General features: G+C 68.7%; 22 protein-coding genes and 1 pseudogene. 15 read left to right on the top strand and 8 right to left on the bottom strand.

What is annotated here, in order from left to right; translation table 11 throughout:
* Nucleotides 1-9 precede the first annotated feature (9 nt).
* From ACIQCS_RS07340 to ACIQCS_RS07350, 3 genes are read left to right on the top strand one after another with little or no spacing between them, the layout of a single operon-like run.
* Nucleotides 10-4,461 carry a S8 family serine peptidase gene (locus ACIQCS_RS07340; protein ID WP_345851419.1) on the top strand — a complete coding sequence of 1,484 codons (4,452 nt, stop codon included), beginning with the start codon at nucleotides 10-12 and terminating at the stop codon, nucleotides 4,459-4,461.
* Nucleotide 4,462: 1 nt separating this feature from the next.
* A complete protein-coding gene (locus tag ACIQCS_RS07345) occupies nucleotides 4,463-4,876 on the top strand; it encodes a hypothetical protein (protein WP_345851421.1) in 414 nt (137 codons plus the stop codon).
* 10 nt (nucleotides 4,877-4,886) lie between these two features.
* On the top strand, nucleotides 4,887-7,106 hold the full coding sequence (locus ACIQCS_RS07350) for a phospholipase D-like domain-containing protein (RefSeq protein ID WP_345851424.1): 2,220 nt from the start codon (nucleotides 4,887-4,889) through the stop codon (nucleotides 7,104-7,106).
* A 58-nt stretch (nucleotides 7,107-7,164) separates the two neighbouring features.
* On the opposite strand, the gene ACIQCS_RS07355 is transcribed toward ACIQCS_RS07350, so the two are convergent.
* Together ACIQCS_RS07355 and ACIQCS_RS07360 are read right to left on the bottom strand one after the other, a co-directional pair.
* A complete protein-coding gene (locus ACIQCS_RS07355) occupies nucleotides 7,165-8,370 on the bottom strand; it encodes a DUF1501 domain-containing protein (RefSeq protein WP_345851426.1) in 1,206 nt (401 codons plus the stop codon).
* A gap of 18 nt (nucleotides 8,371-8,388) precedes the next feature.
* Entirely contained in the window at nucleotides 8,389-9,912 is a 1,524-nt protein-coding gene (locus tag ACIQCS_RS07360; protein WP_345851428.1) for a DUF1800 domain-containing protein, read from the bottom strand.
* A gap of 436 nt (nucleotides 9,913-10,348) precedes the next feature.
* Here ACIQCS_RS07360 and ACIQCS_RS07365 point away from each other — a divergent pair, with 436 nt between their 5' ends.
* The 6 genes from ACIQCS_RS07365 (at nucleotide 10,349) to ACIQCS_RS07390 (ending at nucleotide 15,811) form a co-directional block, all read left to right on the top strand.
* Entirely contained in the window at nucleotides 10,349-11,551 is a 1,203-nt protein-coding gene (locus tag ACIQCS_RS07365; protein ID WP_345851429.1) for a dipeptidase, read from the top strand.
* On the top strand, nucleotides 11,548-12,327 hold the full coding sequence (locus ACIQCS_RS07370) for a sulfite exporter TauE/SafE family protein (protein ID WP_345851431.1): 780 nt from the start codon (nucleotides 11,548-11,550) through the stop codon (nucleotides 12,325-12,327). The genes ACIQCS_RS07365 and ACIQCS_RS07370 overlap by 4 nt, the downstream gene beginning before the upstream one ends.
* 20 nt (nucleotides 12,328-12,347) lie before the next feature.
* Complete coding sequence (locus tag ACIQCS_RS07375; RefSeq protein ID WP_345851432.1) at nucleotides 12,348-13,025, top strand: DOPA 4,5-dioxygenase family protein; 678 nt, start codon at nucleotides 12,348-12,350, stop codon at nucleotides 13,023-13,025.
* A 349-nt stretch (nucleotides 13,026-13,374) separates the two neighbouring features.
* Nucleotides 13,375-14,343 (top strand): ATP-binding cassette domain-containing protein, encoded by a 969-nt coding sequence (locus tag ACIQCS_RS07380; protein WP_345851434.1) that lies wholly within the window; start codon nucleotides 13,375-13,377, stop codon nucleotides 14,341-14,343.
* Nucleotides 14,340-15,005: a methionine ABC transporter permease gene (locus ACIQCS_RS07385; RefSeq protein WP_345851436.1), complete on the top strand. Its 666-nt coding sequence runs from the start codon at nucleotides 14,340-14,342 to the stop codon at nucleotides 15,003-15,005. Before ACIQCS_RS07380 ends, ACIQCS_RS07385 begins: the two co-directional genes overlap by 4 nt.
* Nucleotides 15,006-15,013: 8 nt before the next feature.
* Complete coding sequence (locus ACIQCS_RS07390; RefSeq protein ID WP_345851437.1) at nucleotides 15,014-15,811, top strand: MetQ/NlpA family ABC transporter substrate-binding protein; 798 nt, start codon at nucleotides 15,014-15,016, stop codon at nucleotides 15,809-15,811.
* 64 nt (nucleotides 15,812-15,875) lie between these two features.
* On the opposite strand, the gene ACIQCS_RS07395 is transcribed toward ACIQCS_RS07390, so the two are convergent.
* The 3 genes from ACIQCS_RS07395 to ACIQCS_RS07405 are packed head-to-tail and all read right to left on the bottom strand — an operon-like array spanning nucleotide 15,876 to nucleotide 19,044.
* Nucleotides 15,876-16,967 carry a pyridoxal phosphate-dependent aminotransferase gene (locus tag ACIQCS_RS07395; RefSeq protein WP_345851438.1) on the bottom strand — a complete coding sequence of 364 codons (1,092 nt, stop codon included), beginning with the start codon at nucleotides 16,965-16,967 and terminating at the stop codon, nucleotides 15,876-15,878.
* Nucleotides 16,964-17,995: a hypothetical protein gene (locus ACIQCS_RS07400; RefSeq protein WP_345851440.1), complete on the bottom strand. Its 1,032-nt coding sequence runs from the start codon at nucleotides 17,993-17,995 to the stop codon at nucleotides 16,964-16,966. The genes ACIQCS_RS07395 and ACIQCS_RS07400 overlap by 4 nt, the downstream gene beginning before the upstream one ends.
* Nucleotides 17,992-19,044 (bottom strand): pyridoxal phosphate-dependent aminotransferase, encoded by a 1,053-nt coding sequence (locus tag ACIQCS_RS07405; RefSeq protein WP_401530462.1) that lies wholly within the window; start codon nucleotides 19,042-19,044, stop codon nucleotides 17,992-17,994. Before ACIQCS_RS07405 ends, ACIQCS_RS07400 begins: the two co-directional genes overlap by 4 nt.
* A gap of 163 nt (nucleotides 19,045-19,207) precedes the next feature.
* Between ACIQCS_RS07405 and ACIQCS_RS07410 the strand changes: the two genes are divergently transcribed.
* From ACIQCS_RS07410 to ACIQCS_RS07435, 6 genes and pseudogenes are all read left to right on the top strand, one after another.
* On the top strand, nucleotides 19,208-19,927 hold the full coding sequence (locus ACIQCS_RS07410) for a DNA alkylation repair protein (protein WP_345851441.1): 720 nt from the start codon (nucleotides 19,208-19,210) through the stop codon (nucleotides 19,925-19,927).
* 62 nt (nucleotides 19,928-19,989) lie between these two features.
* Nucleotides 19,990-20,448: a hypothetical protein gene (locus ACIQCS_RS07415; protein ID WP_345851442.1), complete on the top strand. Its 459-nt coding sequence runs from the start codon at nucleotides 19,990-19,992 to the stop codon at nucleotides 20,446-20,448.
* The gene (locus ACIQCS_RS07420; RefSeq protein WP_345851443.1) at nucleotides 20,445-21,341 is read left to right on the top strand and encodes a chlorinating enzyme; all 897 of its coding nucleotides are present in this window, start codon (nucleotides 20,445-20,447) and stop codon (nucleotides 21,339-21,341) included. The genes ACIQCS_RS07415 and ACIQCS_RS07420 overlap by 4 nt, the downstream gene beginning before the upstream one ends.
* A pseudogene (locus ACIQCS_RS07425) lies at nucleotides 21,341-21,640 on the top strand (hypothetical protein); the annotation flags it as partial. The gene ACIQCS_RS07420 and the pseudogene ACIQCS_RS07425, both read left to right, overlap by 1 nt.
* Nucleotides 21,641-21,664: 24 nt before the next feature.
* Complete coding sequence (locus ACIQCS_RS07430; protein ID WP_401530514.1) at nucleotides 21,665-22,042, top strand: 4'-phosphopantetheinyl transferase superfamily protein; 378 nt, start codon at nucleotides 21,665-21,667, stop codon at nucleotides 22,040-22,042.
* 16 nt (nucleotides 22,043-22,058) lie between these two features.
* Nucleotides 22,059-22,262 carry an MbtH family NRPS accessory protein gene (locus ACIQCS_RS07435; protein ID WP_345852094.1) on the top strand — a complete coding sequence of 68 codons (204 nt, stop codon included), beginning with the start codon at nucleotides 22,059-22,061 and terminating at the stop codon, nucleotides 22,260-22,262.
* A 70-nt stretch (nucleotides 22,263-22,332) separates the two neighbouring features.
* Here the strand turns inward: ACIQCS_RS07435 and ACIQCS_RS07440 are convergent, their stop codons facing one another.
* The 3 genes from ACIQCS_RS07440 to ACIQCS_RS07450 are packed head-to-tail and all read right to left on the bottom strand — an operon-like array spanning nucleotide 22,333 to nucleotide 24,865.
* Entirely contained in the window at nucleotides 22,333-23,157 is an 825-nt protein-coding gene (locus ACIQCS_RS07440; RefSeq protein WP_345851446.1) for an aspartyl/asparaginyl beta-hydroxylase domain-containing protein, read from the bottom strand.
* Nucleotides 23,154-24,014 (bottom strand): PhzF family phenazine biosynthesis protein, encoded by an 861-nt coding sequence (locus tag ACIQCS_RS07445; protein WP_345851447.1) that lies wholly within the window; start codon nucleotides 24,012-24,014, stop codon nucleotides 23,154-23,156. Before ACIQCS_RS07445 ends, ACIQCS_RS07440 begins: the two co-directional genes overlap by 4 nt.
* Nucleotides 24,011-24,865: a DUF6202 family protein gene (locus ACIQCS_RS07450; RefSeq protein ID WP_345851448.1), complete on the bottom strand. Its 855-nt coding sequence runs from the start codon at nucleotides 24,863-24,865 to the stop codon at nucleotides 24,011-24,013. The genes ACIQCS_RS07445 and ACIQCS_RS07450 overlap by 4 nt, the downstream gene beginning before the upstream one ends.
* Nucleotides 24,866-24,900: the final 35 nt, after the last annotated feature.

Raw genomic sequence — 24,900 nt, forward strand, 5'->3', positions numbered from 1 at the left:
GGGTGAACCATGGATCCCGGGCTGCAGGAGCTGATCGCCGCGGGCGGCTCGGACGAAGAGGTCGCCGTCATCGTCCGCCTGCATCCCGGGAGTTCCCCGCCGCCCGGCCTGCGCCTGGTCACGCGCTTCGGCGACGTCGCGACCGGAAGGGCGGTGCGCGGCGCGCTGGCCGCGATCCATGACCACGCCTCGGTCGCCAGCCTCAAGGCACCTCGCATCTATGCCGGCGAGGCCGAGGCGATTGCCCCTGCGCGCAACCCCTTTGCCGACCGTCCGCCGCCCGGCGAACCCGGCCTGAGCGAAGCCGATCCCGCGCCCGTGGACAGCGACGAGCGCCGCCCGGCGGGGCTCGCGGAGACGGGCAGGGGCGTCGTTGTCGCGGTGATCGACTGGGGGATCGACTTCGCGCATCCCGACTTTCGCAACGCCGATGGCAGCTCGCGTCTGATCGCGCTGTGGGACCAGCGCGCGGACGGCGTCCCGGCGCCCTATGGCTATGGTCGCATCCATCGCCGCGGCGAGATCGACCACGCGCTGCGCAGCGACGATCCCTTCGCGGCCCTGAATTATCGCCCCTCCGAATCGCCACAGCCGTCGCATGGCACCCATGTGCTGGGAATCGCGGCGGGAAACGGGCGGGCAGGCGGCCCACGGGGCATTGCGCCCGAGGCGGACCTGCTCTTCGTCCATCTCGGCCCCGGCCTTGGCGACCTCGGCAATTCGGTGGACCTGCTCGAGGCGATCGACTTTGTCGTCCGCGCGGCCGCGGGGCGCCCGATCGCGCTCAACATGAGCATCGGCCGCCATGCCGGGCCGCACGACGGCAGCTTGCTCGTGGAGCGCGCGATCGACTGGTTGATCGCCAACCGCCCCGGCACCGTGGTCGTGCAGAGCACGGGCAATTATTACGCGCGCAACGTCCATATGGAGGGGCGCCTGCGCGAGGGGCGCAGCGAGCGCCTGCCGTTCGAGCTGCCGCGCAGCGACGCGCATCCGGCGACGGTGGAGGTCTGGTACAAGGGGATCGACCGGTTCGTCGCGCGCGCCGTCGCTCCCGATGGCGGCGCGGCAATGGCCGAGCTCGGCGCCAATGCGGTGGTGCGCGACGCGGCCGGGACGGAGCTGGCGCGACTCTATCACCGTGCCGCCGATCCCAACAACGGCGACAATCTGGTCGCGCTGGTCCTGCGCCCGATGGCGCCGGCGGGACGCTGGGCGATCGAGATCGCGGGACGGGATGTGGCTGACGGCCGCTGGCACGCATGGATCGAGCGCAATGCCGGCTGCCCGGCATGCCAGGCGGTGTTCGCGCCCGGGCTGGCGTCACCGCTGGCGACGACGGGCAGCATCTGCAACGCGATGCGCACGATCGCGGTAGGCGCCTATGACGCGCATGACCCCGATCAGCCGATGGCGCGCTTCTCCAGCACCGGGCCGACGCGCGACGGGCGCCGCAAGCCGCTGGTGGTCGCGCCCGGCGTGCGGGTCCTGTCGGTGCGGTCGCGGCAATCGGCAGGGGAGCCGGCGGGCTATGTCCGGATGAGCGGCACGAGCATGGCCGCGCCGCATGTGACCGGCACGGTCGCGCTGATGCTCCAGGCTTCGGGGCCGCAACCGGTCGCGGCGATCCGCAACGCGTTGTTCGCGTCCCTGGCGCCGCCATCGCCTGCCGGCGCCGATCAGGTCGAGCGCTGGGGCTATGGCATCCTCGACGTCGCGGCGGCCGTCGCCGCGGCACGGCAATTGCGCGGCACCGCGCGCCCGGCCCGGGCATCCGGCGAAACACAGGAGGTGGCGGTCATGGAACGCGACGAACTCGAGGCAGCGGAAACGGTGGCCGTCGGCCCGCCCGTGACGGACGACGAGCGCCGCTGGACCAAGGGCCGGCGCCACAGCCAGCCGACTCCCGAGCAGCGCATCCTCGCGCAGTTCAGCGAAGCCGAGCTGCGCGAGATGCTGGGCCTGCCGCCGGAGCCGCCGATCGCCGTCTCGCAGCGCGAGGGGAGCGAGGCCGATGCTCCAGCCCCCGACCCGGTCGCGGCACCCGATCCGGCACCGGCCCCGGAGCCGCCCGTGCCCGATCCCGCGGCCGCGATCGAGCCGCTGCCGGGCTTCGAACCCGCCCCCGAACCGCCGGCCGGCCCGGCAGCGCCACCCGTTGCCCCGGTCGACCCCAGGGCGCTGCTCAACGTCGCGGTCAATCCGCAGGCGCCCTCGACGCAGATCGTCGGTTTCCCGGGCGCGCGCCTCGCGGCGCCGCTGCTCGCCGGCGACATCATCCTGCGCGGAACGCACCGGCGACGCGCGAAGATCGTGTCCCGCCCCGGCATGCGCCGGGCGCAAGGCATCCAGCAGCGGCGTGGCCGGCCGCGCGAAGGCGGCTTCTATGCCGAGGTGATCGGCGAGGACGGCTTCGAGCGGATCGCCGGCCCCGACGGGCTGCTGCTGCCCGACGTGCTGATCATCCGCTCGCGCGACGGGGCCGGCCTTGGCGAGAGCGATCCGCCCATGGTGCCGCGGCCGACCATCCGCCAGGGCTCGCGCGGCCCCGCCGTTACTGAGGCGCAGACTCGCCTCAACACCGTGCATGCCGCGCGGCTCGCCGGCGGCGAGGCGGGGCTCGATCGTTGCCCATTGACCGTCGACGGCGCGTTCGGTCCCAATACGCGCGCGGCGACGATCGCCTTTCAGCGGACAGCCTTTCCGGGCCAGCCGAACGAATGGGACGGCGTCATCGGCCCGCGCACCTGGGCGGAGCTGATTGCGGCGAGCGGCAGCGGCGTCTCGCAGATCACCTTGCCGACACGCTGTACCGGGCTGCCGCTCGAGCAGCAGATCGACAATTTCGATTTCGGCTCGGCCGAGATACTGCCGCGACATCAGCCGCAGATCATCGGCATCGCCCGCTGCATCATGGAGAGCGAGAGGACCGCGACGCCGGTCCGCCATCTGCGCTTGATCGGCCATACCGACTCCGTGGGGTCGTCGGCCGACAATCTCGCGCTCGGACTGCGGCGTGCCGAGGCGGTACGGCGGGAGATACTCGGCGCGATCGCGCGGATGACCGGGCGGCCCGCATCGGCGGCGCTGGTGATCGACGTCGAAAGCCGCGGCGAGGCAGAGCCGGCCGCCGATGACGCACAGAGCCGGCGCGTGCAGGTGTTCAGCGATTTCGTGTTTCCTGTCATCGTGCCGCCCCGGCCGCGGCCGGCAGCCGCCGCGACGGTGGAGTTCGTGCTCGACGATGACGACGACCATCGGGTCGATGGCGCGTCGCCGGTTGCCACCGCGCTGATGTTCGGGCTGTGGGACAGCGCCTATACCGGCGCCACGCGCACCGTGCGCAACGATGCCGCCGAGGCGAGCAACTTCGTCGGCAGCGACCGCCGCCGCTTCTACGTTCGCGTCACCGACCGCGGCGCGACCGGTTCGACCGTCACCGCGCGCTGGCGCACGCTGACTGCCGCCGGCGCGGACGATGACGCGCCCGCTTCGCAGAACGTCACGCTCACCGAGACCGTGGCGGGATCGAAGATATTCGTGTCGCGTGCGCTGATGCTGGTGACGGACGACACCGATGCCGGCCAGCCGACCCATTCGGGCCTGGCCGCCGGCCCCGATGTCGGCGTCCGCAATCGCGGCCAGAGCAACCATCGGCTGCGCCGCGCCGATCTCAACGGCTCGGTGCGCGTCGACTATACCGCCGCCGCCGGCGGCACCGTCTCCTCGACCTTGCCGGTGTTCCGGCGCAATCCCGAGAGCCGCAGGCGCATCGCGCTGCGCGTCGTCCGGCTCGGGCTGACCATGACCCCCGCGCTGCAACGGCAGATCGACGATCAATTCCGCCACGCCAATCAGCGCTGGGCGCAGACCGGGCTCAGGATCGATGCCGGCCCGACGCGCGATCTCGCGCTGCCGGCCGGCGCGCGGGATGCCAACGGAAACTATATCGGCTTTCTCGACACACCGGCGGAGCGGCTGGTGCTGGATCAGCTGCTGCCGACCACGCCCGACGACACGGTCACCGTCTGCTTCTGCACCTTGCCGCGCCCGCGCAGCGACGGCCTGCCCAATTTCAACGCCTATTCCGGTGTCACCCAGACGCAGGAGGCATTGCTCGGCGGCCGCTTCTTCATCTTCCAGCATGTCGATCTCAACGCCGATCTCGAGACGCTGGCGCACGAGCTGCACCATGTGCTGCTCAACCGCTTCGACAGTCCGCAGGGGCTGCAATTCTTCACCTTCAACACATTCGCGCCCAGCGGCGCGCTGCCCGATGTGCGAACCTATCGCCGGATTCAGACGCTGTTCACCGCCAGCCCGGACGCCGACGCCAACAACGACAACAGCTTCAACTGGGTGCGCCGGCGCCGGACGACGCGCCTTCCCACGCCGCCGGATGCCGCCGGTATCGACCCGGCCGACACCACCACCGGCAATACCTCGGTAGGGAATTTCTGAGATGACCGACACAGCCAGCCTCACGCCCCGGCAACGCGTGCGCATGTTCGTCGGCGGCAACTTCACCAGCGCCGCCCTGGGGCTTCGCTTCAACGAGGTGCTGCGCGCGATCGACGCCGATCCCCGCGCGCATCTGAGCGCCTTCGAGCAATTGTACCTCGGACCGCGCCCCAGCCGGCTCGCGCTCACCGATCTGCACCTGGACAGCTTCCTGCTGCGGATCAGCCGCCAGCTCCCGCGGGAAGCCGGCGCGGTGTCGCGCCAGCTGTTGGCGCGCATGGCCTCGCTGGCCCGCGCGCAGGAACAGGAAATGGCCGAGGCCGCGGACGAGGCCCTGTCGACGGAGCTTGGCCGGCAGCAGCGCGAGCTCGTCGCGCGACGCGAGGTGCTGGCACAGATTGCCCGCGCGGCATGAGGGAAATGCGATGACCGACACCCATTCGATCGCCGGCACGGACACGCTCGCCCGCGCCACGCTGCAGGATCACCTCGCCGACCCCTTCATGCAGGTGGTCGCGTGGCCCGGGCGCCGTATCGACCGCCCGCTGCTCGGCGGCGATGTCGTCATCCGCCAGCCGCTGGGGGGAGGGCGCCGCTCGTTCATCCTCACCGCCCCGCTGGAAATCGGCGCGCGCGAGGCCGGCGCGATCGATGTGGAGGCGCTCGCCGCGGGGCGGCCGGGCACGGTCGCGATCAGCCTGTGCGGCCCGGACCGGCTGCTCCATGCCGACCTGACGGTGATCCGTCCGCTGGGCGAGGCCGAACAGGATTCCTCCGAAGTCCCGCCCGGCGCCCCGACAGCGCGCCCGACCATCCGCACCGGCTCGCGCGGCCCGGCGGTGATCGACGCGCAACAGCGGCTGAACCAGGTGCATGCCGAGCGCGCGGCACGGGGCGAGCGCGGCCTCGATGATTGCCCGCTCGCCACCGACGGCATTTTCGGAGCGCGCACGCGCGCGGCCACGGTCTCGTTCCAGCGCATCGCCTTTCCCGGCCGCCCGTCCGAATGGGACGGCGTCATCGGCCCGCGCACCTGGACCGCGCTGCTGACATACCCTGCGCGGCGGCCGCCACGGCCGATCCCCGGCGTGGGCCAGACCGATCCCAGCCGCTGGGGCACGATCCTGCGCCCGCTCGCGACGGGGCGCACCGTGCTGCGCAGCGGCAATGCCGTGGCCGCGCTGATCGACGGCAACGCCACCTTCAACGCCATGGCCGCCGACATGGGCGCCACCAATGGCGAACGCGACTTCATCTATCTGCTCGGCTGGGACAATTTCGACACGTTCCCGCTCGGCGCGGCGAGCAGCTTCCGCGACATCTACACCGCCGCGGCGGGGCGGGGGGTCGAGGTCGCGGCAATGCTCTGGGATCAGTTCGGCATCGTCACCGCCGCCGATCGCAGCGCGACCCAGGTCGTCAACCACATCAATGCGCTGACCGGCGGCAAGGCGATCAAGGACGATCTGACCACCAACCACACCACGGCATCGACCGTGCGGCTGGCGGTCGCCTCGGCGCTTGTCGGGATGCATCCGCGCCTGATCTCGGTCATTCTCCGGATCATCGAGCCTGATATCGCGCGGCTGGGCGGATCGCATCACCAGAAGGTGCTGGTGGTCAAGCGCGGCGATGTGCTGGTCGGCTATTGCGGCGGCATCGACATGAACCCCAACCGCGTCCGCGTTGTCGATCCCGACACGGGACAGCCGCATCATGACACGCATTGCCGGATCGTCGGGCCGAGCGCGCACGATCTGCTCTCGACCTTCGTCTCGCGCTGGCGGCATCACCCCGGCAGCGGCCGTTTTGGTGCCCTGCGCGGCGAGACGGCCGGCGTGCCCGCCGCGATCGCCAGCCCGAGCGTGAACGATGCCCCCTTTGGCGGGCCCCTCTCGGTGATGATCGCGCGGACCTTCAATCCGGTCCATGCGGCGCCGCCGCTGATCGTCGCCGAGCGGGGCATCAAGGCCGCGTTGCTCGCCGCGATCGGCAATGCCCGCCGCTTCATCTATTGCGAGGATCAGTATCTGCTCGACCTCGACACGGCGCGTGCGCTGATCGCCGCGGTGCCGCGGCTCAGCCACGTCACCATCCTGATCCCGGGCAATCCGATCACCGATGTGCCCTTTGGCAAGGAATATCGCCGCGATTTCGTGGGCCTGATCGATGCCGCGCTGTCCGGGGCCGACCGGGCCAAGCTGGGCGTATTCCAGCTCACCACCAGCCAGAGCACGCCGACCTTCGGCGACCACACCTATGTCCATTCCAAGAGCTGGGTGTTCGACGACGAGCTCGCGGTCATCGGCACGGCCAATTGCAACCGGCGCAGCTATAGCTTCGACAGCGAAGTCGACGCGTTCATCTTCGAGGACAATCGTGTCGAGGGCGATGCGCGCCAGACCTTCGCGCAGCGCTATCGCATGGCGCTGTGGCAGCATCATCTCGCCGTGCCGGGATCCTCGCTCGTCGACGGCGTGGCGAGCGCGCGGCTGTGGCGCGCCGCGGCCCGCCCGCCCGGTGCCCGCGTCATCGAATTCGATCATCGCCTGCCGACCGGCGTCACCTCGCTCGCGGGATTGCGGCAGGCCGTGATGGACCGTGGTGCCGCGCGCCTGCGCGACATCGTCGATCCCATGGTGTGATGCCGGAACCGGGCCCGGCAGGCTGGGCAACCGCGATCGGCGTTCCCGCCGGTCCCGGTCAGATCAGCTTCAGGTCGGTCGGCCGCGCCTGCGGAAATACCGTCGCCAGCCGGTCGGCCGACAGCCCATATTGTCGCGCGACCAGTCCGCCGATCAGCGCGCGATAGTCGGTCAGCACCGGCAGGTCGCGCGACTGGTTGAGCGTTGCGGCGGACAGCGCCACCTGCGCGCCCGCCATCCGGCCGCCCGCGATGTCGCCGCCCAGGACCCAGTAGACGCTGCCATGGCCATGATCGGTGCCCTTGTCCCCGTTCTCGCGGAAGGTGCGGCCGAATTCGGAGACGACGACCACGGTGGTCGATCCCCAGGCCCTGGCGCCGATCGCGTCGACAAAGCCGGCCAGGCCGCGCCCCAATTCGCCGATCCGATCGGCCAGATAGCCGGTTGCGTTGCCCTGGTTCACATGCGTGTCCCATCCGCCGACATCGACGAAGGCGAGGTTGAACCGGTCGCGCATCAGCGCGCCGATGCGCCGTGCCGACAGCTCGAACCCCTTGCTGCTAACCGCGCCCCGGCCCGCCGCCTTCATTTCCTCGTCGAGCGTTTCGAATACGGTTTCGCGCACATGGAAGCCCTGGGCGACCGATTGCGCCAGTTGCCCGCTCTTGCCGTACATCGACTCGATGATTGCCGTCTGGCGCCGGTCGATCGGCTTGCCGACATTCGCGAGCGCCAGATTGGGCACCGGCACGGGATCGCCGCGGAAGCACAGCGGCAACTGGTCGGTGAAGGCGATGGGCCGATCGCTTCTGCCCAGCATCTGCGCCAGGCGAGCCAGGAAACCCGAGCCATAGTTGCGCGAGCCGCCAACGGGCTGGCCCAGCTCGATCGTGTCCTGCGTTTCGAAATGGCTGCGGCTCAGATCGTCGGTGCCGGCGAACGGCACGAATGCGACTTGCCGTTGCCGCCATAGCGGCAGGATGCTCTCCTTGAGCGCGGGGTGCAGGCTCCAGTCGCCGTCGAGCGGCAGCGCTGCCTTGGGATCGGCGGGGTTGGGCCTGGCGAGCGAAATCGTCGGGCGCGACTGGTAGTAGAAATCGCTGCCCGTGGGGACGATGATGCTCGTCGCGTCATAGGCGCCCCGCAGGAACACGACGAGCAACCGGCTGCCCGCCTGCGGCGCGGCAAAGGCTCGGCCGGCGACGATCGATGGCGCGAGCGCGGCCGCGCCCTTCAGAAGGTCCCGACGTTGGATGGGCGGCATCACGACATCTCCTGCCGTTCAATGGTGCATGAATTCGGGCGAGGACAGGAACAGCGTGTTCCACTCCTGCGGCGATGTCGCCTTGGCGAGCGCGCCGCGCGTCGGCTCGCCCAGCGTGGCGCCCAGGCCGCCAAAATAGACGGCGTTCTGCAGCTGGGGAAAGGCCGGCTGATCGGCGGAGGCGCCCGGCGGGCGGAACAGGCCGGCCGATCCGCCGCCGATCTGGCGCGCGATGTCGAACCGCGTCGCCATCTGGCCCGGGCCGGACCAGGCGTCCGACCGCATGTCATAGCCGTCGGGCGTCTCGTGGTTGTACAGCCCTTCGCCCATCCGGTTGAGCCAGCCGATGACCGGCTGGGTATTCAGGATCACCCGATCGCCATAGGCATAGCGCACGGCGGAGATCGCATAATGGGCCGGATCCTTGAACACCGTCCCGAGCGAGGCCTTGAAGGCGGGGGCCCCGATCATCGCGCGCAGCACCCTGGCGATATCGCCGTCGCTGCGCCGGAAGGCCTGCTCCATGCGCGCGACGACATCCGCGGGCGGCGCATCGCCCATGAAATAGGTCGCGATCTGGAGCGAAACATGGTGCGCCGTGGCGGGGGAGGATGCGATGAGGTCGATTGCCTGCTCGACTTCGGCGAAACCGCGTCCCTTGATGTCGTGCCCCAGGAAATGCTTGTCGCCGAAATCGTGGCGCGCGGGATTGAACTCGAACAGGCCGGCGCGGACGTAGAGCGGTTGCCATTGCGGCTTGAGCTTGGGCGCGTCGGGCTTCAGGTCGACGCCGACGCCGGTCAGGATCCGGGCAAGCTCCTGCACGTCCTGCTGCGAATAGCCGGAGCCCACGCCCATGGTGTGCAGCTCCATGATCTCGCGGGCATAATTCTCGTTGATGTGCCCGGCCGAATTCTGGTCGTTGTCGAGATAGCGCAGCATCGCGGGGTGGCGCAGGGTCGCCTCGAGCAGGTCGCGGAACTTGCCCAGCGCGCGGGCGTGGAGCGTGTCTTCATAGTCGCCGACCATGGCACGGATGTCGCGTTTCGGCGCGTGGACGTTGAAGTGATTGAACCAGAACCAGGTCATCTGCTCGCGCAGCTGGTCGGGGGCATAGAGCGCCCGCAGGATCGACCTTGTGCGCGCCTCGTCGGCAAGCGCGCTCATGTCCTTCTGATAGGCGTCGCGCGCTGCCTTGCGCTGGTCGGGATCGGTCAGCGCGTTGGCGGCGCGGATCGCGGCATCCTCCTCGACGACCAGCTGCGTCATCGGTTCGCGAACGATGCGCATCGCATCGAGCTGGCGCTGCGCATCGGGAGGAAGCGTCCCGGCCCCGTCCCGCAATTGCGCGTCGAGCCAGCGGCCGGCATCGGGCGCGGCACCGGCACGGGGCCCGGCCGTACCCTCGATGCCCCATGTCAGCCTGTCCGCCCAGGCGAGGTTCCTTGCAGGCGTTCCAGCGGACTGTGCCTGGGCCGCCGGCATCGACAGCGCGGACAGGGCCACGAGAACGGTGCGGACGCTCAGCTGAATTCTCATCATCGGCCGATGATTCCCGAGCGATCGGCCGATGCGACGCTACCTGCCGGATCCCTCGGATCCAAAAGGTCCACGCTTCACCGGCGCGATCCAATGCCTGCACTATGGGCAGCCGAAAATGAACCGGTGCTGTCCGGAAAGCGCGTTTGGGCGGGAATCGGGGCGCCGGCCGGGCCTTATATCCCATTTAGAAAATGGGAATTGAGTCAGGGGAAGCTCTTTGGGGCGCGACGGCACAGCTGTCGCGAACGCGTCGTGCGGCTTGGGCCGGCCGGGTCATGCTCGGGAAAATCAAACCGATAGCGCGTCCTGTTGCGCGCAACGCCAGCTTGTGGCGGCGATAGATTTTCACGCGCCATAATTCCTATTGATAAAATAGGAATAAGCGGGAGGCGGCCATGGCCTCGCGATTGCGGGATCCTATCATGGGAGTAAGCCAGTGAAGACCAGCCTGTTCGCGCTCAGCCTTTCGCTCGCCGTGGTGCCCGCCGCCGCGCAGACTATCGCCATCGATCCGCATGTCGATTTGCCCAAGTCCGCCACGGCACCGGGCTGGTCGGGGAAGGCCGATCCGACATCGCAGTTCGACCTTGATCGCGCGCGTGCCGGCGGTCTCAACGCCGCGGCCATCGCGCTGTTCGTGCCGCAGGGCACGCGCGACGCGCCGACGCTCGCCAGGGCGCAGGCCGAGCTGCGCGTGCGCGACGGCGCCATTCATGCGATCGCCGAGCGCAATCCCGCGCTGGCGGTGCTCGCGCGCTCCCCGGCCGATGTCCGGGCTGCGGCCGCGCGCGGCAAGTTCGCGGTGATCGAGAGCTTCCTCAACGCCTGGCCGCTCGGCAACGACCTCGACCAGCTCGACTATTGGTATGGCCGCGGCGTGCGCATCCTCGGCTTCGTCCATGCCGGCAACAATCAGTTCGCGGATTCGTCGCGGCCCGCCTTGCAGCTTGGCGACACGCCCGGTGAGAATGGCGGCCTTTCGCCGCTGGGCCGGGCCGCGGTCAGGCGGCTCAACGATCTGGGCGTGCTGATCGACGTGTCGCAGCTCTCCGACGCTGCGTTCGACCAGGTGCTCGCGCTGAGCCGGGCGCCGGTCATTGCCAGCCATTCGGATGTACGCGGCCTGGTCGACAACGGCCGCAACCTGAGCGACGGGCAGCTCGACGCGCTGAAGGCCAAGGGGGGCGTCATCGCGATCAATGCATTCAGCGCCTATCTGCGCGCGCGATCGCCCAAGACCCTGGCGGCGGTGGCCGAGCTTCAGGCGGAATATGGGCTCAAGCCGGGCGGTCCGGCGCTCGCCGCCGACAAGCAGGCCGAATATGACCAGCGCTTCCACGATATCGTTGGCAAGGAGCCGCGCGCGAGCGTCGCGGACCTGGTCAATGCGGTCGACTATGCGGTCAAGCGGATCGGCGTTGATCATGTCGCGCTCTCGTCCGACTTCAACCATGGCGGCGGCGTCGACGGGTGGGCCGATGTCGGCGAGATCGCCAACGTCACCGCCGAGCTGAAGCGTCGAGGCTATCGGGACGCGGATATCGACAAGCTGTGGAGCGGCAATGTGCTGCGTGTCTGGCAGGCGGCGATCGACGCGCGCGATCAAGCCTATCGCCCGGTGGCGGTGGCACGCCGGTGACGCATTTCGATCCGCTCCATTCGCTCGCCGGCGTGCTGGTCGGCCTGCTCGTCGGCATGACGGGCGTCGGCGGCGGCTCGCTGATGACGCCGCTGCTCGTGCTTGCCTTTGGCTTTCACCCCGCCACGGCCGTGGGCACCGATCTGCTCTATGCCTCGGCTACCAAGGCAGTCGGCACCGTGGTTCATGGCGCCGGCGGCACGGTGGACTGGAAAGTGGTGCGGCGGCTGGCCATCGGCAGCGTGCCGGCCACGCTGATCACGCTGCTGGTGCTGGCCGCGCTCGGGACGCATCTGGAGAGCACCGGCCGGGTGATCAGCCTCACCCTTGGGATCGCCCTGCTCGTCACCGCCGTGGCGATCCTCTTCCGGCGCCGGATCGTCGAGTATTTCACGAACGATCGCCCGCCGCGGCCCGAGCGCCAGGTGGCGGCGCTGACGATCGTCCTCGGCGCGGTGCTCGGGGTGCTCGTCTCGCTGTCCTCGGTCGGCGCCGGCGCGCTTGGCATGACCGTGCTGCTGATCCTCTATCCCCGCCTCCCGACCAATCGCCTGGTCGGCTCCGACATCGCGCATGCCGTGCCGCTGACCCTGATCGCGGGCGCCGGGCATTGGCTGCTCGGCTCGGTCGACTTCGTGCTGCTCGGATCCCTGCTGCTCGGGTCGGTGCCCGGGATCGTCATCGGCAGCCTGATCGCCACGCGCATCCCCGATCGGGTGCTGCGCCCCGTGCTTGCCGGAACGCTCGCCATCGTCGGCGGCAGGCTGGTGTTTTGAACCCCCTCGGAGAATCACCCATGTCGCTGGAACCCAATTTCTTCAACGAGCGTGACGACCAGATGTGGGCCGACCTGCTTTCGCCGGGGCGCCGGGCATTGCTTGGGGGTGGCGCCGCGGCGCTCGCCGCGCTTGGACTGGCGCGGGGCGCGCAGGCGCAGACCGTGCCCGTCGCGGCTCCCGCATCCGCCATGCCAGGCCGCAGCCCCTGGGGTTATGAGACCTACAAGGAGCCGACGCCGCGCCCCAAGTCGGTGCGCCCGGGCGAGGCCGTGCTGCCGTCGACCCCACGCGCCTATACGGATATCAAGAGCTATCACGCGCACGTCTATTTCGACGAGGACAGTCATGCGAAGGCGGCGCTGATCCGCAAATGGGCCGCCGAGCGCTTCTCCGTCGAACTCGGCAACTGGAACCTCGAGCCGCGCGGACCGCACGTCACGCCGTCCTTCTATTTCGGCTTCGCCAACGATCTGCTGCCGGTGATCGTCCCATGGCTGCAGCTCAACAGCCTCGGCCTCACGATCCTGCTTCACCCCAATACCGAGGACCCGCGTGCCGATCATCTCTATTACGCGCTCTGGGTGAACCGTTCGCAGCCGGTGAACGCCTATGGGATGCATGCCCCGGCGCCCGGCGAGCCCAAGGTCGAGCAGATCTATCCCAATACCCGGCCGACCATCCGGCCCGAGGCCTGAACGCAAAAAAAGGCCGCGCTCCCGGGGGGAGGAGCGCGGCCCAGACCTGAGCTTGGAGGGGATGGCCCAGCCCGGGAAAGCGACGAAGCCGGACGAGAACGGTTGCTGGCTTCATCGGCACACGCGTAATTCATATTAATAAGATGGATATTAAGAAGCAAGTTCGGCTATCCAGTGCTAAAGCTCATCTCGCCCATGCTGTGGAACAAAGGCGCTATTCACGCCGCTCGTGTACCTGCCGGCGCGTCTCCGCCCGGCGCCATTCCGGAAAGCCCATGACCGATCTCGCTCTGCCGTTTGAGCATCCTGCCTGGTTTCAGCCCCTGTTCGCGGCGCGGAGGGGCAACGCATGATCCGCCTCGAAAACGTCCACAAGGTCTTTGCCAATGGCCATGCGGCGCTGGCCGGCGTCGATCTGGAGGTCGCGCGGGGCGAAGTGTTCGGCATCATCGGCCGCTCCGGTGCCGGCAAGTCCACCCTGGTGCGGCTGCTGAACGGGCTCGAACGGCCCACCGCCGGCCAGGTCGAAATCGATGGCATCGCGCTCGACGGCCTGTCCGGCGACGGCTTGCGCATGCTGCGCCGGCGGGTGGGCATGATCTTCCAGAATTTCGGGCTGTTGGGCGCGCGCACCATATTCGAGAATGTCGCGCTGCCGCTGCGGATCGCCGGAGCCGACCGGGCGCGGATCGCCGTGCGCGTGCCCGAACTGCTCGCCCGTGTCGGCCTTGCCGACCATGGCGCCAAATATCCCGCCCAGCTTTCGGGAGGGCAGAAGCAGCGCGTCGGCATCGCCCGGGCGCTGGCCACCGATCCCGACATCCTGCTCTGCGACGAGGCGACCAGCGCGCTCGATCCGGAGACGACCCGCAATATCCTGGCGCTGATCGCCGACCTCAACCGCGAGCTGGGACTCACCATCGTGCTGATCACGCATGAGATGGAAGTCGTCCGTCAGGTCTGCGATCGCGTCGCGGTGCTGCATGCCGGGCGGGTGGCGGAGACGGGCAGCGTCGCCAATGTCTTCCTCCGCCCGCAGGCGGCCGAGACCCGTGCGCTGATCGATGAAGACGATCAGGGCGCGCAGCCGATCGCCTTTGACGGACCGGTCGTCCGCCTGACGTTGCAGGGGGAGGCGGTCCTGCAGCCCGTACTCACCCGCATCGCCCGCGAGACCGGCACCGACTTCGCGATTCTCGACGGCAGGATCGGCCGGCTGAAGGATGCGGGCTTCGGGCAGCTGACCCTTGGCCTGACGGGTGGGGACACCGAGGCCGCGCTCGCGGCGCTCCGCCGGCACGGCGAGGTGGCGGCATGAGCGGCTGGCTCGCCAATGTCGACTGGAGCGAGATCGGCCAGGCCTGTCTCGATACGCTCGCGATGCTGGGCGGCTCGCTGCTGCTGACTGTCCTGCTCGGCCTGCCGCTCGGCATCTTGCTGTTCCTGACCAGCCCGGGCCAGATCTGGCAGAATCGCGCGGCCAGCGGGGGGCTGGCCCTGCTGGTCAACCTGCTGCGCTCCGTGCCCTTCATCATCCTGCTGATCCTGATGATCCCGCTGACGGTGCTGCTGGTCGGCACTTCGCTCGGCGTGGCGGGCGCGATCCCGCCGCTGGTGGTGGGGGCGGCGCCCTTTTTCGCGCGGCTGGTCGAGACTGCGCTGCGCGAAGTCGATCGCAACACCATCGAAGCGGTCCAGGCCATGGGAGCCACCACGCGCGACCTGGTGTTCCGGGCGTTGCTGCCCGAAGCGCTGCCCGGGATCGTCGCCGGGGCGACCGTGACCGCGATCGCGCTCGTCTCGTTCACCGCGATGGCGGGCGCCGTCGGCGCGGGCGGGCTCGGCGATCTCGCCATCCGCTTCGGCTATCAACGCTTCCAGACCGACGTGATGCTGGTCACCGTCGCGCTGCTGCTCGTCCTCGTCCAGCTTCTCCAGATGGCGGGAGACCGCCTCGTCCGCCATTTCACCCGCCGATAGGATTTCCGATGCAACGACGCCTGCTCCTCACCGCTTTCGCCGCGCTCGCGCTGGCCGGCTGCGGCAAATCCGCGAAGACCGACGATCCCAACACGCTGAGCGTCGCCGCGACGGCGGTGCCGCATGCCGAGATCCTGGAGTTCGTGAAGCCGGCCCTGGCCAGGCAGGGGCTGAAGCTCGATGTCCGGGTGTTCAACGACTATGTCCAGCCCAACACCCAGGTCGCGGAAGGCCGGATCCTGGTCAATTATTTCCAGACCGGACCCTATCTCGCCGAGTTCAACCGTTCCAAGGGCACGCATCTGGTGGCGATCGCCGGCGTGCATGTCGAGCCGTTTGGGGCCTATTCGCGCAAGTGGAAGGCGATCGCCGACGTGCCGGCGGGCGCGACGGTGGCGATCCCCAACGACCCGAGCAACAGCGGCCGCGCGCTCCAGCTGCTCGCCAGGGCCGGGCTGATCACCTTGCTCGACCCCAAGAGCACCTCCGCCACGCCCAAGGACATCGTCGAGAACCGCAAGAACCTGAAGTTCCGCGAGCTCGAGGCGGCGACGCTGCCGCGCGTGCTCGATCAGGTCGATCTGGCGCTGATCAACACCAACTATGCGCTCGACGCCAAGCTGGATCCGAGGCGGGACGCGCTGGCGATCGAGGGCAAGGACAGCCCCTATGTGAACTTCGTCGTGGGCCTTGAGGGCGCGAAGAGCGATCCGCGCGTGCAGAAGCTGGTCGCGGCGCTGCACAGCCCGGAGACGCGGGCGTTCATCGAGCGCAGATATGGCGCGGCGGTGATCCCGGCCTTCTGAGCGAGGAACGCGCCGGAGCACCGGGGCGGGCGGCGGCATTGCCTGGCACGGCCATGCCGGTGCGTCAGTCGGGCGCGTCGTGGAGCATCGCGGTGAAGCGCGACCAGTCCGCCGCCGAGGCCGCCAGGCAGTAACGGGCTTCGTCGGCGGCGCCCGCGAAGACCGGGCCGTCGATCCCGTCCACGCCGAGCGCCCTCAGCGGCGCGACGGCACCGGCATAGGCGTAGAACCCGCGGCCGCCCGCGGCCAGGCGCACGCCGTGGCGCGTGACCCGCCCGAATTCCCGGCGCCGCTCATCGAGCGCGGCTACCAGGCGGCTGCGGCCCTCCAGCCACGCGGCAGAGGCCAGCAACGCGCCGGCGAGATGCTCCGAAGCGGAGCAGGAAGCCTGTACGAGATGGCGCTTGGCCTCGATGATGCCGTCGCGCAGCACGGGGTCGCGCGTCATGACAAAACCGAGGCGCAGTCCGGGCAGGCAGAGCAGCTTTCCCAGGCTCCCCACGGCAGCCACCCCGGCGGCGCGCGGCCTTTCCGCGGCAAAGCGATGGAAATGGGTGATCTGTTCCGCCCCGCCGGCGTCGAGCCAGCCATAGGTGTCGTCGAGAATGACGCGCTGCCGCATCCGGCCGAGCATGGCGGCCACGGTTTCGCGCGCGGCCCCTTCAAGCGCGGTGCCCGTCGGATTGTGCGGCGAGTTGAGGATTACCGCATCGACCTCCCCGCTGTCGGCCGCGCCCAGCCGCTCCAGCAGGCCGGCCCCATCCGCCCGCCATTCGTAGAAGCGGATGTTGCAGTTCCGATAGGCCGCGATCCGCAGATAGGCGGGAAAGACGGGGCGGGGGACCAGGATGGTCGCGCCGGGCGCCAAGGCCGCGAGCAGGATCAGGAAGATCGCCTGCGACGCGCCATCCGTCACCACGATCTCGTCGGGATGCCCCTGCACGGCCTCGGCGATGCGCGCGCGCAATGCCGGGGTTCCTTCAGTCGGGGAATAGCCGAACAGCGCCTCCGCCCTCAGATGCGGCCGGGCAATGTCCAGCGGGAAGAACTGCGCCAGGAAGGAGGACGCGAGCGAGCGGAGGTTGATGCGGCCTTCCAGGCCCTCCAGGACCGCCCCCGTCGCCGGCAGAGAACCCGGCGGGGCCGTGCCGCTCATGCCGGCATGTCCGGGCGCGACGGAGCCAGGGCCTGGGCGACCGAGCGGGCATCGAGATGGTTCTGGAGCAGCATCGCGGCCCGCTCAGCGCATTGCGCGGCGTCGGCCGCGTCGCGCAGCTGACCCTCCTGGGGCGGCGTGAGATTGAGCGCGCCGGCGACGATCGACGCCATGTCGGGGGAAAGCTCGGGCCCCAGGCGCTGCTCGACCAGTTGCAGAGCCGGCAGCAGGATGCTCAGGCAGCCCTGGTTCGAACCGGTGGATGCCGCCATGAGCGTGAGCCACAGCTCCAGGCGGAGATTGCCGGCGCCGCGCCCGATCCCGTGCAGCGAAGCGTCGATCCACGAAACACCCGCCGATGCCGCCGCCAGCGCGTTCGCCAGTGCGAGCGAAAGGAAGTCGTGACCGTGAAATCCGAGCGTTCCCAACGGCGACAGCGCCCGGGCCAGCGCCGCCGTCTCGGACGGAAGCAGCGCGGCGCAGGTGTCGGCGAAATACAGGATGTCGACATTCGGGCCGGCGATCTCCCCGGCTTCGCCCACGAGTTCGGCGGCCGGATAGCGGCTGGCCAGCGCGATATTCGCCGAGACCAGCAGCCCCGCATCGCGCGCTTCGGCGGCGAGCGCGGCGAAGCGGTCCTTCCATCGCCGGTGATATATCAGGCGCACCATGTTCAGCCCGGCGTCCGCGAACGGCGCCAGGCGCAATGCGCTCGGCGCGGCGGAGGGATGCACCATTGCAGCGAGCAGGCCGGTCGGCACCGCCATGCGCAGGCGCGCGACATGGTCCGGCGAGAGATTGGCGGCAAGCCCGACGTCGCGCACGCCGTGCAGCTCGGGCACGCCGCCGACATAGCCGAGCTCGATGCATGAAACGCCCGCATCCCTCGCCGCCGAGGCGATCGTCGCCATGTCGTCGATCGTCCACGCGAAGCGATTGCGAAAGCCGCCATCGCGCAAGGTGACGTCGATCACACGCGTCGACGGCCAGGGGCGCCGGCGCACGTCCAGTTCCAGAAAATCCTTCACGCTTCGCCCCCCGGTTCGAACGCAACGCCAAGCAGCCGCGCGATGCGCTCGTCCGAATCCACCGGGCACAGGCGCACATGGCCGCCCAGCCCGAATGTCCGTCCGGCGACGCCGCGCGCCAGCATCCCGTCGCCCAGCGCGACGCAGTCGCCGTCGCCGCTTGCCGGAACCCAGAGATAGAGCGCGCCGCTGCTCTCCGCCGGCGTTCCCAGGGCGCGCAGCTTCTCGGCGAGCCGCGCGACACTGGCCTGGGCGAATTGGCGGATGCCGTGCCGCAGCGGCGCCGCCGCCGGCGATAGCAGGAAGGTCGCGATCGCCTGGCCGGTCCCCGGTGGGCAGGAATCGATGGTGGCGCGCACGGCGAGCGCGGCATCGACGACATCGGCGGGCCCCGCCAGGAACCCGATGCGCAACCCGGCCGCACCCGCCGTCTTGGAAAGGGAATCGGCAACCATCACGCCGCCGGGCGTGCCGATGTGCGCGAGGAAGGATGCCCTGTCCCTGCCCAGATCCCGATATACTTCGTCGGAGATGACCGTGACGCCGGCCGCAGCCGCTGCGGCGGCGATGCGGTCGATGATCGCCTGGTCATATTCGGCGCCGGTCGGATTGTGCGGCGAATTGATCACGACATGATCGCAGTTGCGCGCGGCGATCTCCGCCAGCAAGGCGTCCGCGTGCAGCGGGCTCGGATCATAGAAGGAAGCGCGCGCGCCGAAGGCTCCGGCCCAGATCCTATAGGGTGCCCAGCCCGGGCAGGGCAGCAATATGCGGTCGCCGGCACGCACCGCCACCGCGAAGGCGAGCCAGAGCGCCTGCTTCGCCCCGGCCGTCACCAGCAGCTGGCGCGGGTCGAGGCCAGGTTGCGACCGGATTGCCCGGTGCGCGAGAAAGGCTTCGCGCAACGCCGCCGATCCGCGCGGATCCTGATAGCGCAGATCCTCGCCGCGCGGGTCCGGCATGGCGGCAAGAACTTCGGCCGGCCAAGTGAAGCGCGCCTCTCCTCGAGACATATCGAATTGCGCGAAGTCCTGGTGGGTGGCTTGCATGTAACCGGGCGCCGTACTCCGTATCGCGGCATGGATCTGATCCGAAAAGGTTATCGCGGTCATCGGCGGCTCTCTCGGATATTCCTGCCCGGTCATGTTCTTCGGCTCGATTGGCCGAGTCAATTGGTGTAAGCGCGGACGCGTTGTTCGGTGCGAAGGCTCCGTGCGTTCGCGCCAGGCGAAAGGGCCGGTGATGGAACCGAGGGACGCAGCCGATTGCCTTGCCCGCCTGACCCGGCTGCTGGAGGCGGAGGGCGAGCCCCGCCGTGCCGCCGCCGCGCAGCGCGACAAGGGGTCCCGATATCATTTCCTCGCCATCCGCGTCCCGGTGCTGCGGCGTATCGCCCTTTCGGATTTCGACCTGTCGCACCACACGCCGGATGCGCGGCTGCGCATCTTCGACTATATCTGGACGCATTCAGAAGAGTATGAAGTCCTGTCGGTCCCGCTGCTCTATTACCGGAACAAGGGACTCGCGATCCGGCCGGAAGATTTCGAGGTCATTCGCGGATGGGTGGGGCGAGTCGACGACTGGGGGCATTGCGATGACCTCTCCGCGATCTATTCCTATTGTAATCATAACTGGCCCGAGCGCGTGATGCCGTTCCTGCGCAGGTTGAACGGTGAAGACGATATCTGGTCGATTCGAACCTCTATCGTCGCCCTGGTGCATTATTCGGGCAAGAACGCCGTCTATCTCCGCCCGGATCAGGTGTTTCCCTTCCTGGACCCTCATCTCGGCAATCGCAATAATTTCATTGCGAACGCAGTGGGTTGGGTGTTGCGCGAAATGCACAATATCTATCCGCGCGAGATCGAGGACTATATTCGCGAGAATGCCGCGAATATTTCCTCTGTTGCACGTCGCAAGGCGAGATTATGAATATTTCCGGCTCGGCCGGTGGGCCGGCCAGGCTCCGAAGACCGGGTTTCGAAGGGGGCGGCATGGATCAAGTTCTGCGGGATCGGGTTTCGCGTGCGATGTCGGCAAGCAATTCCCTGGCCGATGCGCTGGACGAGGCGCTGCTCGGCCAGCGCAATGGCGAAACGCCCTCCGTCAGTATCGGCAGCCAGTTCTGGTGCGTGGTCGGTGCGCGCGAAAGCTATTCGGCTGGTATCGCGGCCGGAGGCTGGGCAGGTTTTTCGTGCAGCATCGGCCGGGCGCAGGCAAAGCAGCGCGCGGCGCTCCTGGCGGCTCTGGAGCGATCGCGTGCGCTGGTTCTCGAAACGCTCGACCAGCATGCCGATGACGCGGCACGAACGGCGCTGGCCTATGATCTGCTCGAGCATGAGGCGCAGCATCAGGGTCAGTTGATCCGCTATTTCTACACCAACGGCTTCGCGTTTCCGCCGGATTTCGCCAAGCGCTACGCGTTGCAGCAGCCGGCGGGTGCCCTGGTGTGAGCCTGAGCGAGCGGGAAATCGCGCAATTCGATCGCGACGGGTTCATTGGGCCGTTCGACGTCTATCCTCGCGAGGAAATGCTCGCCCGGCTTCCCGATCTGCGCCTGTCCCTGCTCGATCGCGATGCCGCCGCCTATGCGCTCGGCCAGGCGGGACCGATCGCCAACTATGATCGCCACCTCGATGTGGCGTTCCTGGAGGCCCATGTCCGGCGGCCGGAGATCGTGGCGCGGTTGCGCAGCATCCTTGGCGACGATCTGTTGTGCTGGCGCACCGAATTCTTCGCCAAATATCCCGGGGACGAAGGGACGGACTGGCACCAGTCGCGCAATCTGGCGATCGGAGACGGCATCCCGCAGCTCGCGGCGACCGAGCCGCACGCGCGCTATCCGGAGATATTCCTCACCCTGACCGTGTGGACTGCATTCACCGACGCGACGATCGAGAATGGCTGCATGCAATATGTGCCGGGCTCGCACCGGCACGTCCATTTCGACGATCTTCGTCCGATGCAGTGGGATGCGGAGCGGATCAACCGCAAGCTGCGCGACGGCGTGCTGCGTGGCCTATATGGCTATGATACCCGCGAGCTTCAGGTCGACGCGGATTGGGACACCAGCCGCTGCGCGCCGGTGACGGTCGAGATGCGCGCCGGCCAGTGCATGATATCCTGGGAAGCGACGATGCACGGCTCGCTGCCCAACACCACCCGCGAAAAGACCCGCATGGCCTTTGTCGCGCGCTACGTGCCCACCAACGTCAGAATCTATCCCACTCAATCGCATCTGAACGAATATGGCGGGACCGCCGATCTGGGCAATTGGCGCGCCTTGCTCGTCAGCGGCACGGATCGGTACGGCTATAATCGGATCGGTGCCGGCTTGCCGGCATGATGCCCGCTCGAAGCGCCGGGATCGATGTCCCCGATGAACTTGTCCGGCTTGGTGGCGCGGATCTCACGATCTGCGTTGCTCCCGCGCAGGATCTGCCATGTTTTCCGGAGGAGCGCGACGCCCTTGTCCGGTCGACCGCGGAGCGGCGGCGCGAGTTTGCGACCGGCCGGGATTGTGCACGGCGTGCGCTCGCCAGGCTCGGGTTGCCGCCCGTCGCGCTTCCCCCGGATGCGGACGGGCTGCCGCGATGGCCGCCCGGATTCACCGGAAGCATCAGCCATGGCGGCGGCCTGTGCTGCGCCGCCGTGGCGCGAACCTCCGCTGTGGCCGCGCTGGGGATCGACGTCGAGCGGATCGTGCCGTTCGAGCCGAGCCTGGCGCGACGGGTCTGCCGGGCCGACGAGCGCGCGCGCATCGTGCGGATGCCCGGATTGGACGGGCATTGGCCGAACCTCGTCTTCAGCGCGAAGGAGGCCGTCTACAAATGCCTGTTCCCGCGCTTCGGATGCTTTCTCGAGTTCGAGGATGTCGGGCTTGCCTTCACGATCGAGTCCGCGGCCGGGCACGGCCGGTTTCGCGTGGTGGATGCGATGCCCGGCCGCTGGGAAGGCGTTGCGCGGGCGCTGGAGGGGCGATGGCTGATCGCCCGGGATCATATCTTCGCAAGCGCCGTCGAATATGGCCAATGCGATCCTGGTTGAACAAGTGGGGACGAAGATGACCGGACCGGCAGAAGAGCGTCTACATGTCGTCGTCAACGACGAGGAGCAATATTCGATCTGGCCTGCCGGCCGTGCGCTGCCACCGGGCTGGCGCGAGGCCGGGTTCACGGGCAATCGCCAGGAATGCCTGGACCATATCGATCGGGTGTGGACGGACATGCGCCCCCGCAGCCTGCGCGAGGCGCTCGCGCGCGATTGATCTCCGCCGCATCGGCTTGTGCCGGGCCGCGTTGTGGGCCGCCGGCCATTCCCGTTGCGGGCGCGATGCCCTAGCCGCGCGCGACCGTGAAATAGTGGCGCTGGCGCTCCAGCGTCTCGATCAGGTCCGGATCGCCGCTTCGCATCCCGATCTCCGTCAACCGCGTGAAGACGGATCGCAGCGACATGCCGTGGGTGAACGCCTTGCGGACAAGGATCGCCAGGATGTCCCGGTGGTTGAAGCGGTCGATGACGTCGCCGAGCGCCAGCAGCGACGCTTCCTCGGCGGGCGTGAGGGGTGGCAGCGCGACGAGCGCATCGGCCGGGCGCTCCGCCGGGGCGCAATCGATGCGCAGCAGCTCTTCCGGGCGCGAGCCGGAAGCGAAGTCGAGTATCAGGTGAATCCGGGCGCGGTCCCAGGTCGATGCCGCGCTGTGGATCCGGCGCGCATCGAGATACCAGATCTCGCCTGTCGCCATGTGGAAGACCAGATCGCTTTCCGCGTTGAGGCATGCGCGGCTGGTGGTCAGCGGCACGTGAAGCCGCACCAGCCCTTCGCCGAGTTCGAGATAGTCGCAATGCGGGACGAGAACCGTGCCCGGCGCCATTCGGGCAAGTCGGCCGAATCGCAGGCGGTCGAGCCGGAAGCTGCGCTCGATCACCGAGCGGAGATAGGGCATGGCGGTGCCATAGGCAGTGAGTTTCGCGGCCTGGTCGCCGCTCGACAGATGCGCTTCCCCGACATCGCCCGAAGCGTTCCACAGCATGCAGCTTCGCCATTCGCCGAGGACGAACTCGCTATAGGCGCCGTTGAACGTGAAGGACTCCGCGGCGATCAGATCGGCAGCGAGGCGGTCGGGCGCGAAGTCGAGCTTCGCCAGCCGCCGGGTGCTCATGCCGGATCCGGAATCGATATCCGGCCTTCCAGATAGGTCGTGGCCGAACCGCGGAGATGCACGCGCGGGCCCCGCAGCGCGCCATCCATGCGGATCACGTGCATCCGGCCGAGCCGGATCGAGAACTGCTTGGCCGCGAGCTCCGTCTTGCCCAGCCGCTTCGCCCAATAGGGAAGCAGCGTGCAATGTGCCGAGCCGGTGATCGCATCCTCGGGGATGGAAAGCTTCGGCGCGAAGAAACGGGAGGCGAAGTCGCAGTCTTCGGCCGGCGCGGTGACGACCATGCCCCGCAAGTCAAAGGTCGCGACGATTTCCAGGTCGGGCCTGATTGCCTTCAGCTCGGCTTCGTCGCGCAGCACGACCATCAGGTCGAGCGACGCGAAACAGGCCTGGGGCGCCACGCCCAGCGCCTCCGCGATGCCCGGCGGCGACGCGATGGGCATAAGGGGCAGGGCAGGAAGGTCGAGTGTCCAGCGCCCGCCCGATGCGGCGACGTGAAGCGGGCCGCTGGGCGACTGGAAAGTGACCGCGTCGATGCCGGGGCGGAGGAACTCGCGCACCGCATGCGCGGCAGCCAGCGTGGCATGGCCGCAGAGCGTCACTTCGCATGCCGGCGTGAACCAGCGCAGATCATAGCCCTGGCCGTTGTCGACCAGGAATGCGGTCTCCGGATGATTATTCTCCAGCGCGATCGCCTGGAGGATCGTATCCGGGAGCCAGCGCTCGAGCAGGCAGACCGATGCCGGATTGCCCATGAACGGCTCGTCCGAAAAGGCGCCGATCTGGTAGATGGGGATCTGCAGCGACCTGGACGTTCCGCTGGCCTTGCAAGCGCCATCGGCCAGATTCGCCTTCATCGCGCGGTCTCATGCGCGTCGATCAGGACGGCGGCGAAGTCCTCCAGCACCTCGTTCCACAAATGGGCATAGTGGCGGGTCAGCGCAAGGAGCCGTTGCCGCTCCGGTTCGGACACCGCGAGCGACGCCATGCCGGTCTCGCCGTCGCAGACGTCGCGTGCGTGAATCACTTCCGCCTGGATATGGGTATCGATCCAGGCGAGGTCGTCTCGGCCCGCGAACAGCTTTTCCCCACCGATCTCGAGGCGCGAGAAGACCCGTCTGAACGCGATCGCGATGTCGCGGGCGATCGTCTCGACCACGCGGAGCTGCACCGCCGCGCCGAGCGGGGAAGTCGCGACGTCGCGCATGAAGCCCGTCAGCGCCACGGTCGGAGGCGAGGCATGGCAGTGCAGCAGCACATCGGCGGGGCAGCGCGCGGCGATCCGTTGCAATATGCTCGCCTGCCACCACAGATAGTGAACGCCGTCGATCCCCCCGGGTGCGCGCGCGGCAAATGCCGGGGCCGCGTTGTCGAGATCATCGGCGATGACTCGAACGCCGGTCTGGAGCACGCCCAGCGCATTGAAGGCGGGATCCCGCGCGGAGAGCTCGGCCCTGGCGATCTCGCCCAGGCCGACGATCGTCGACAGCATGAAAGTCTTGGTGATCTCGCGCCAGTTATGCGCGATGTGGAGGCCGGATGGCGCATCGACCGTGGCGACGGCGCGTGCGGCGCGGAAAAAGGCATTGCGGCTCGGCCGAAGACAGGCGTCGCTGATGATCGCGTCCATCGCCGCTTCGAGCGCCAGGGCAGGCGCGGTGTCGTCGCTCGCCGCCTGCATCGCCGTCACGCCTGGTGGCCCCGACATCGAGCTTCCCCTCCCGCCGTCGCGCCGTCGTCACC

Origin of the sequence: Sphingomonas sp. NPDC092440 (genome assembly GCF_044754985.1) — a bacterium.
GTDB lineage: Bacteria > Pseudomonadota > Alphaproteobacteria > Sphingomonadales > Sphingomonadaceae > Sphingomonas.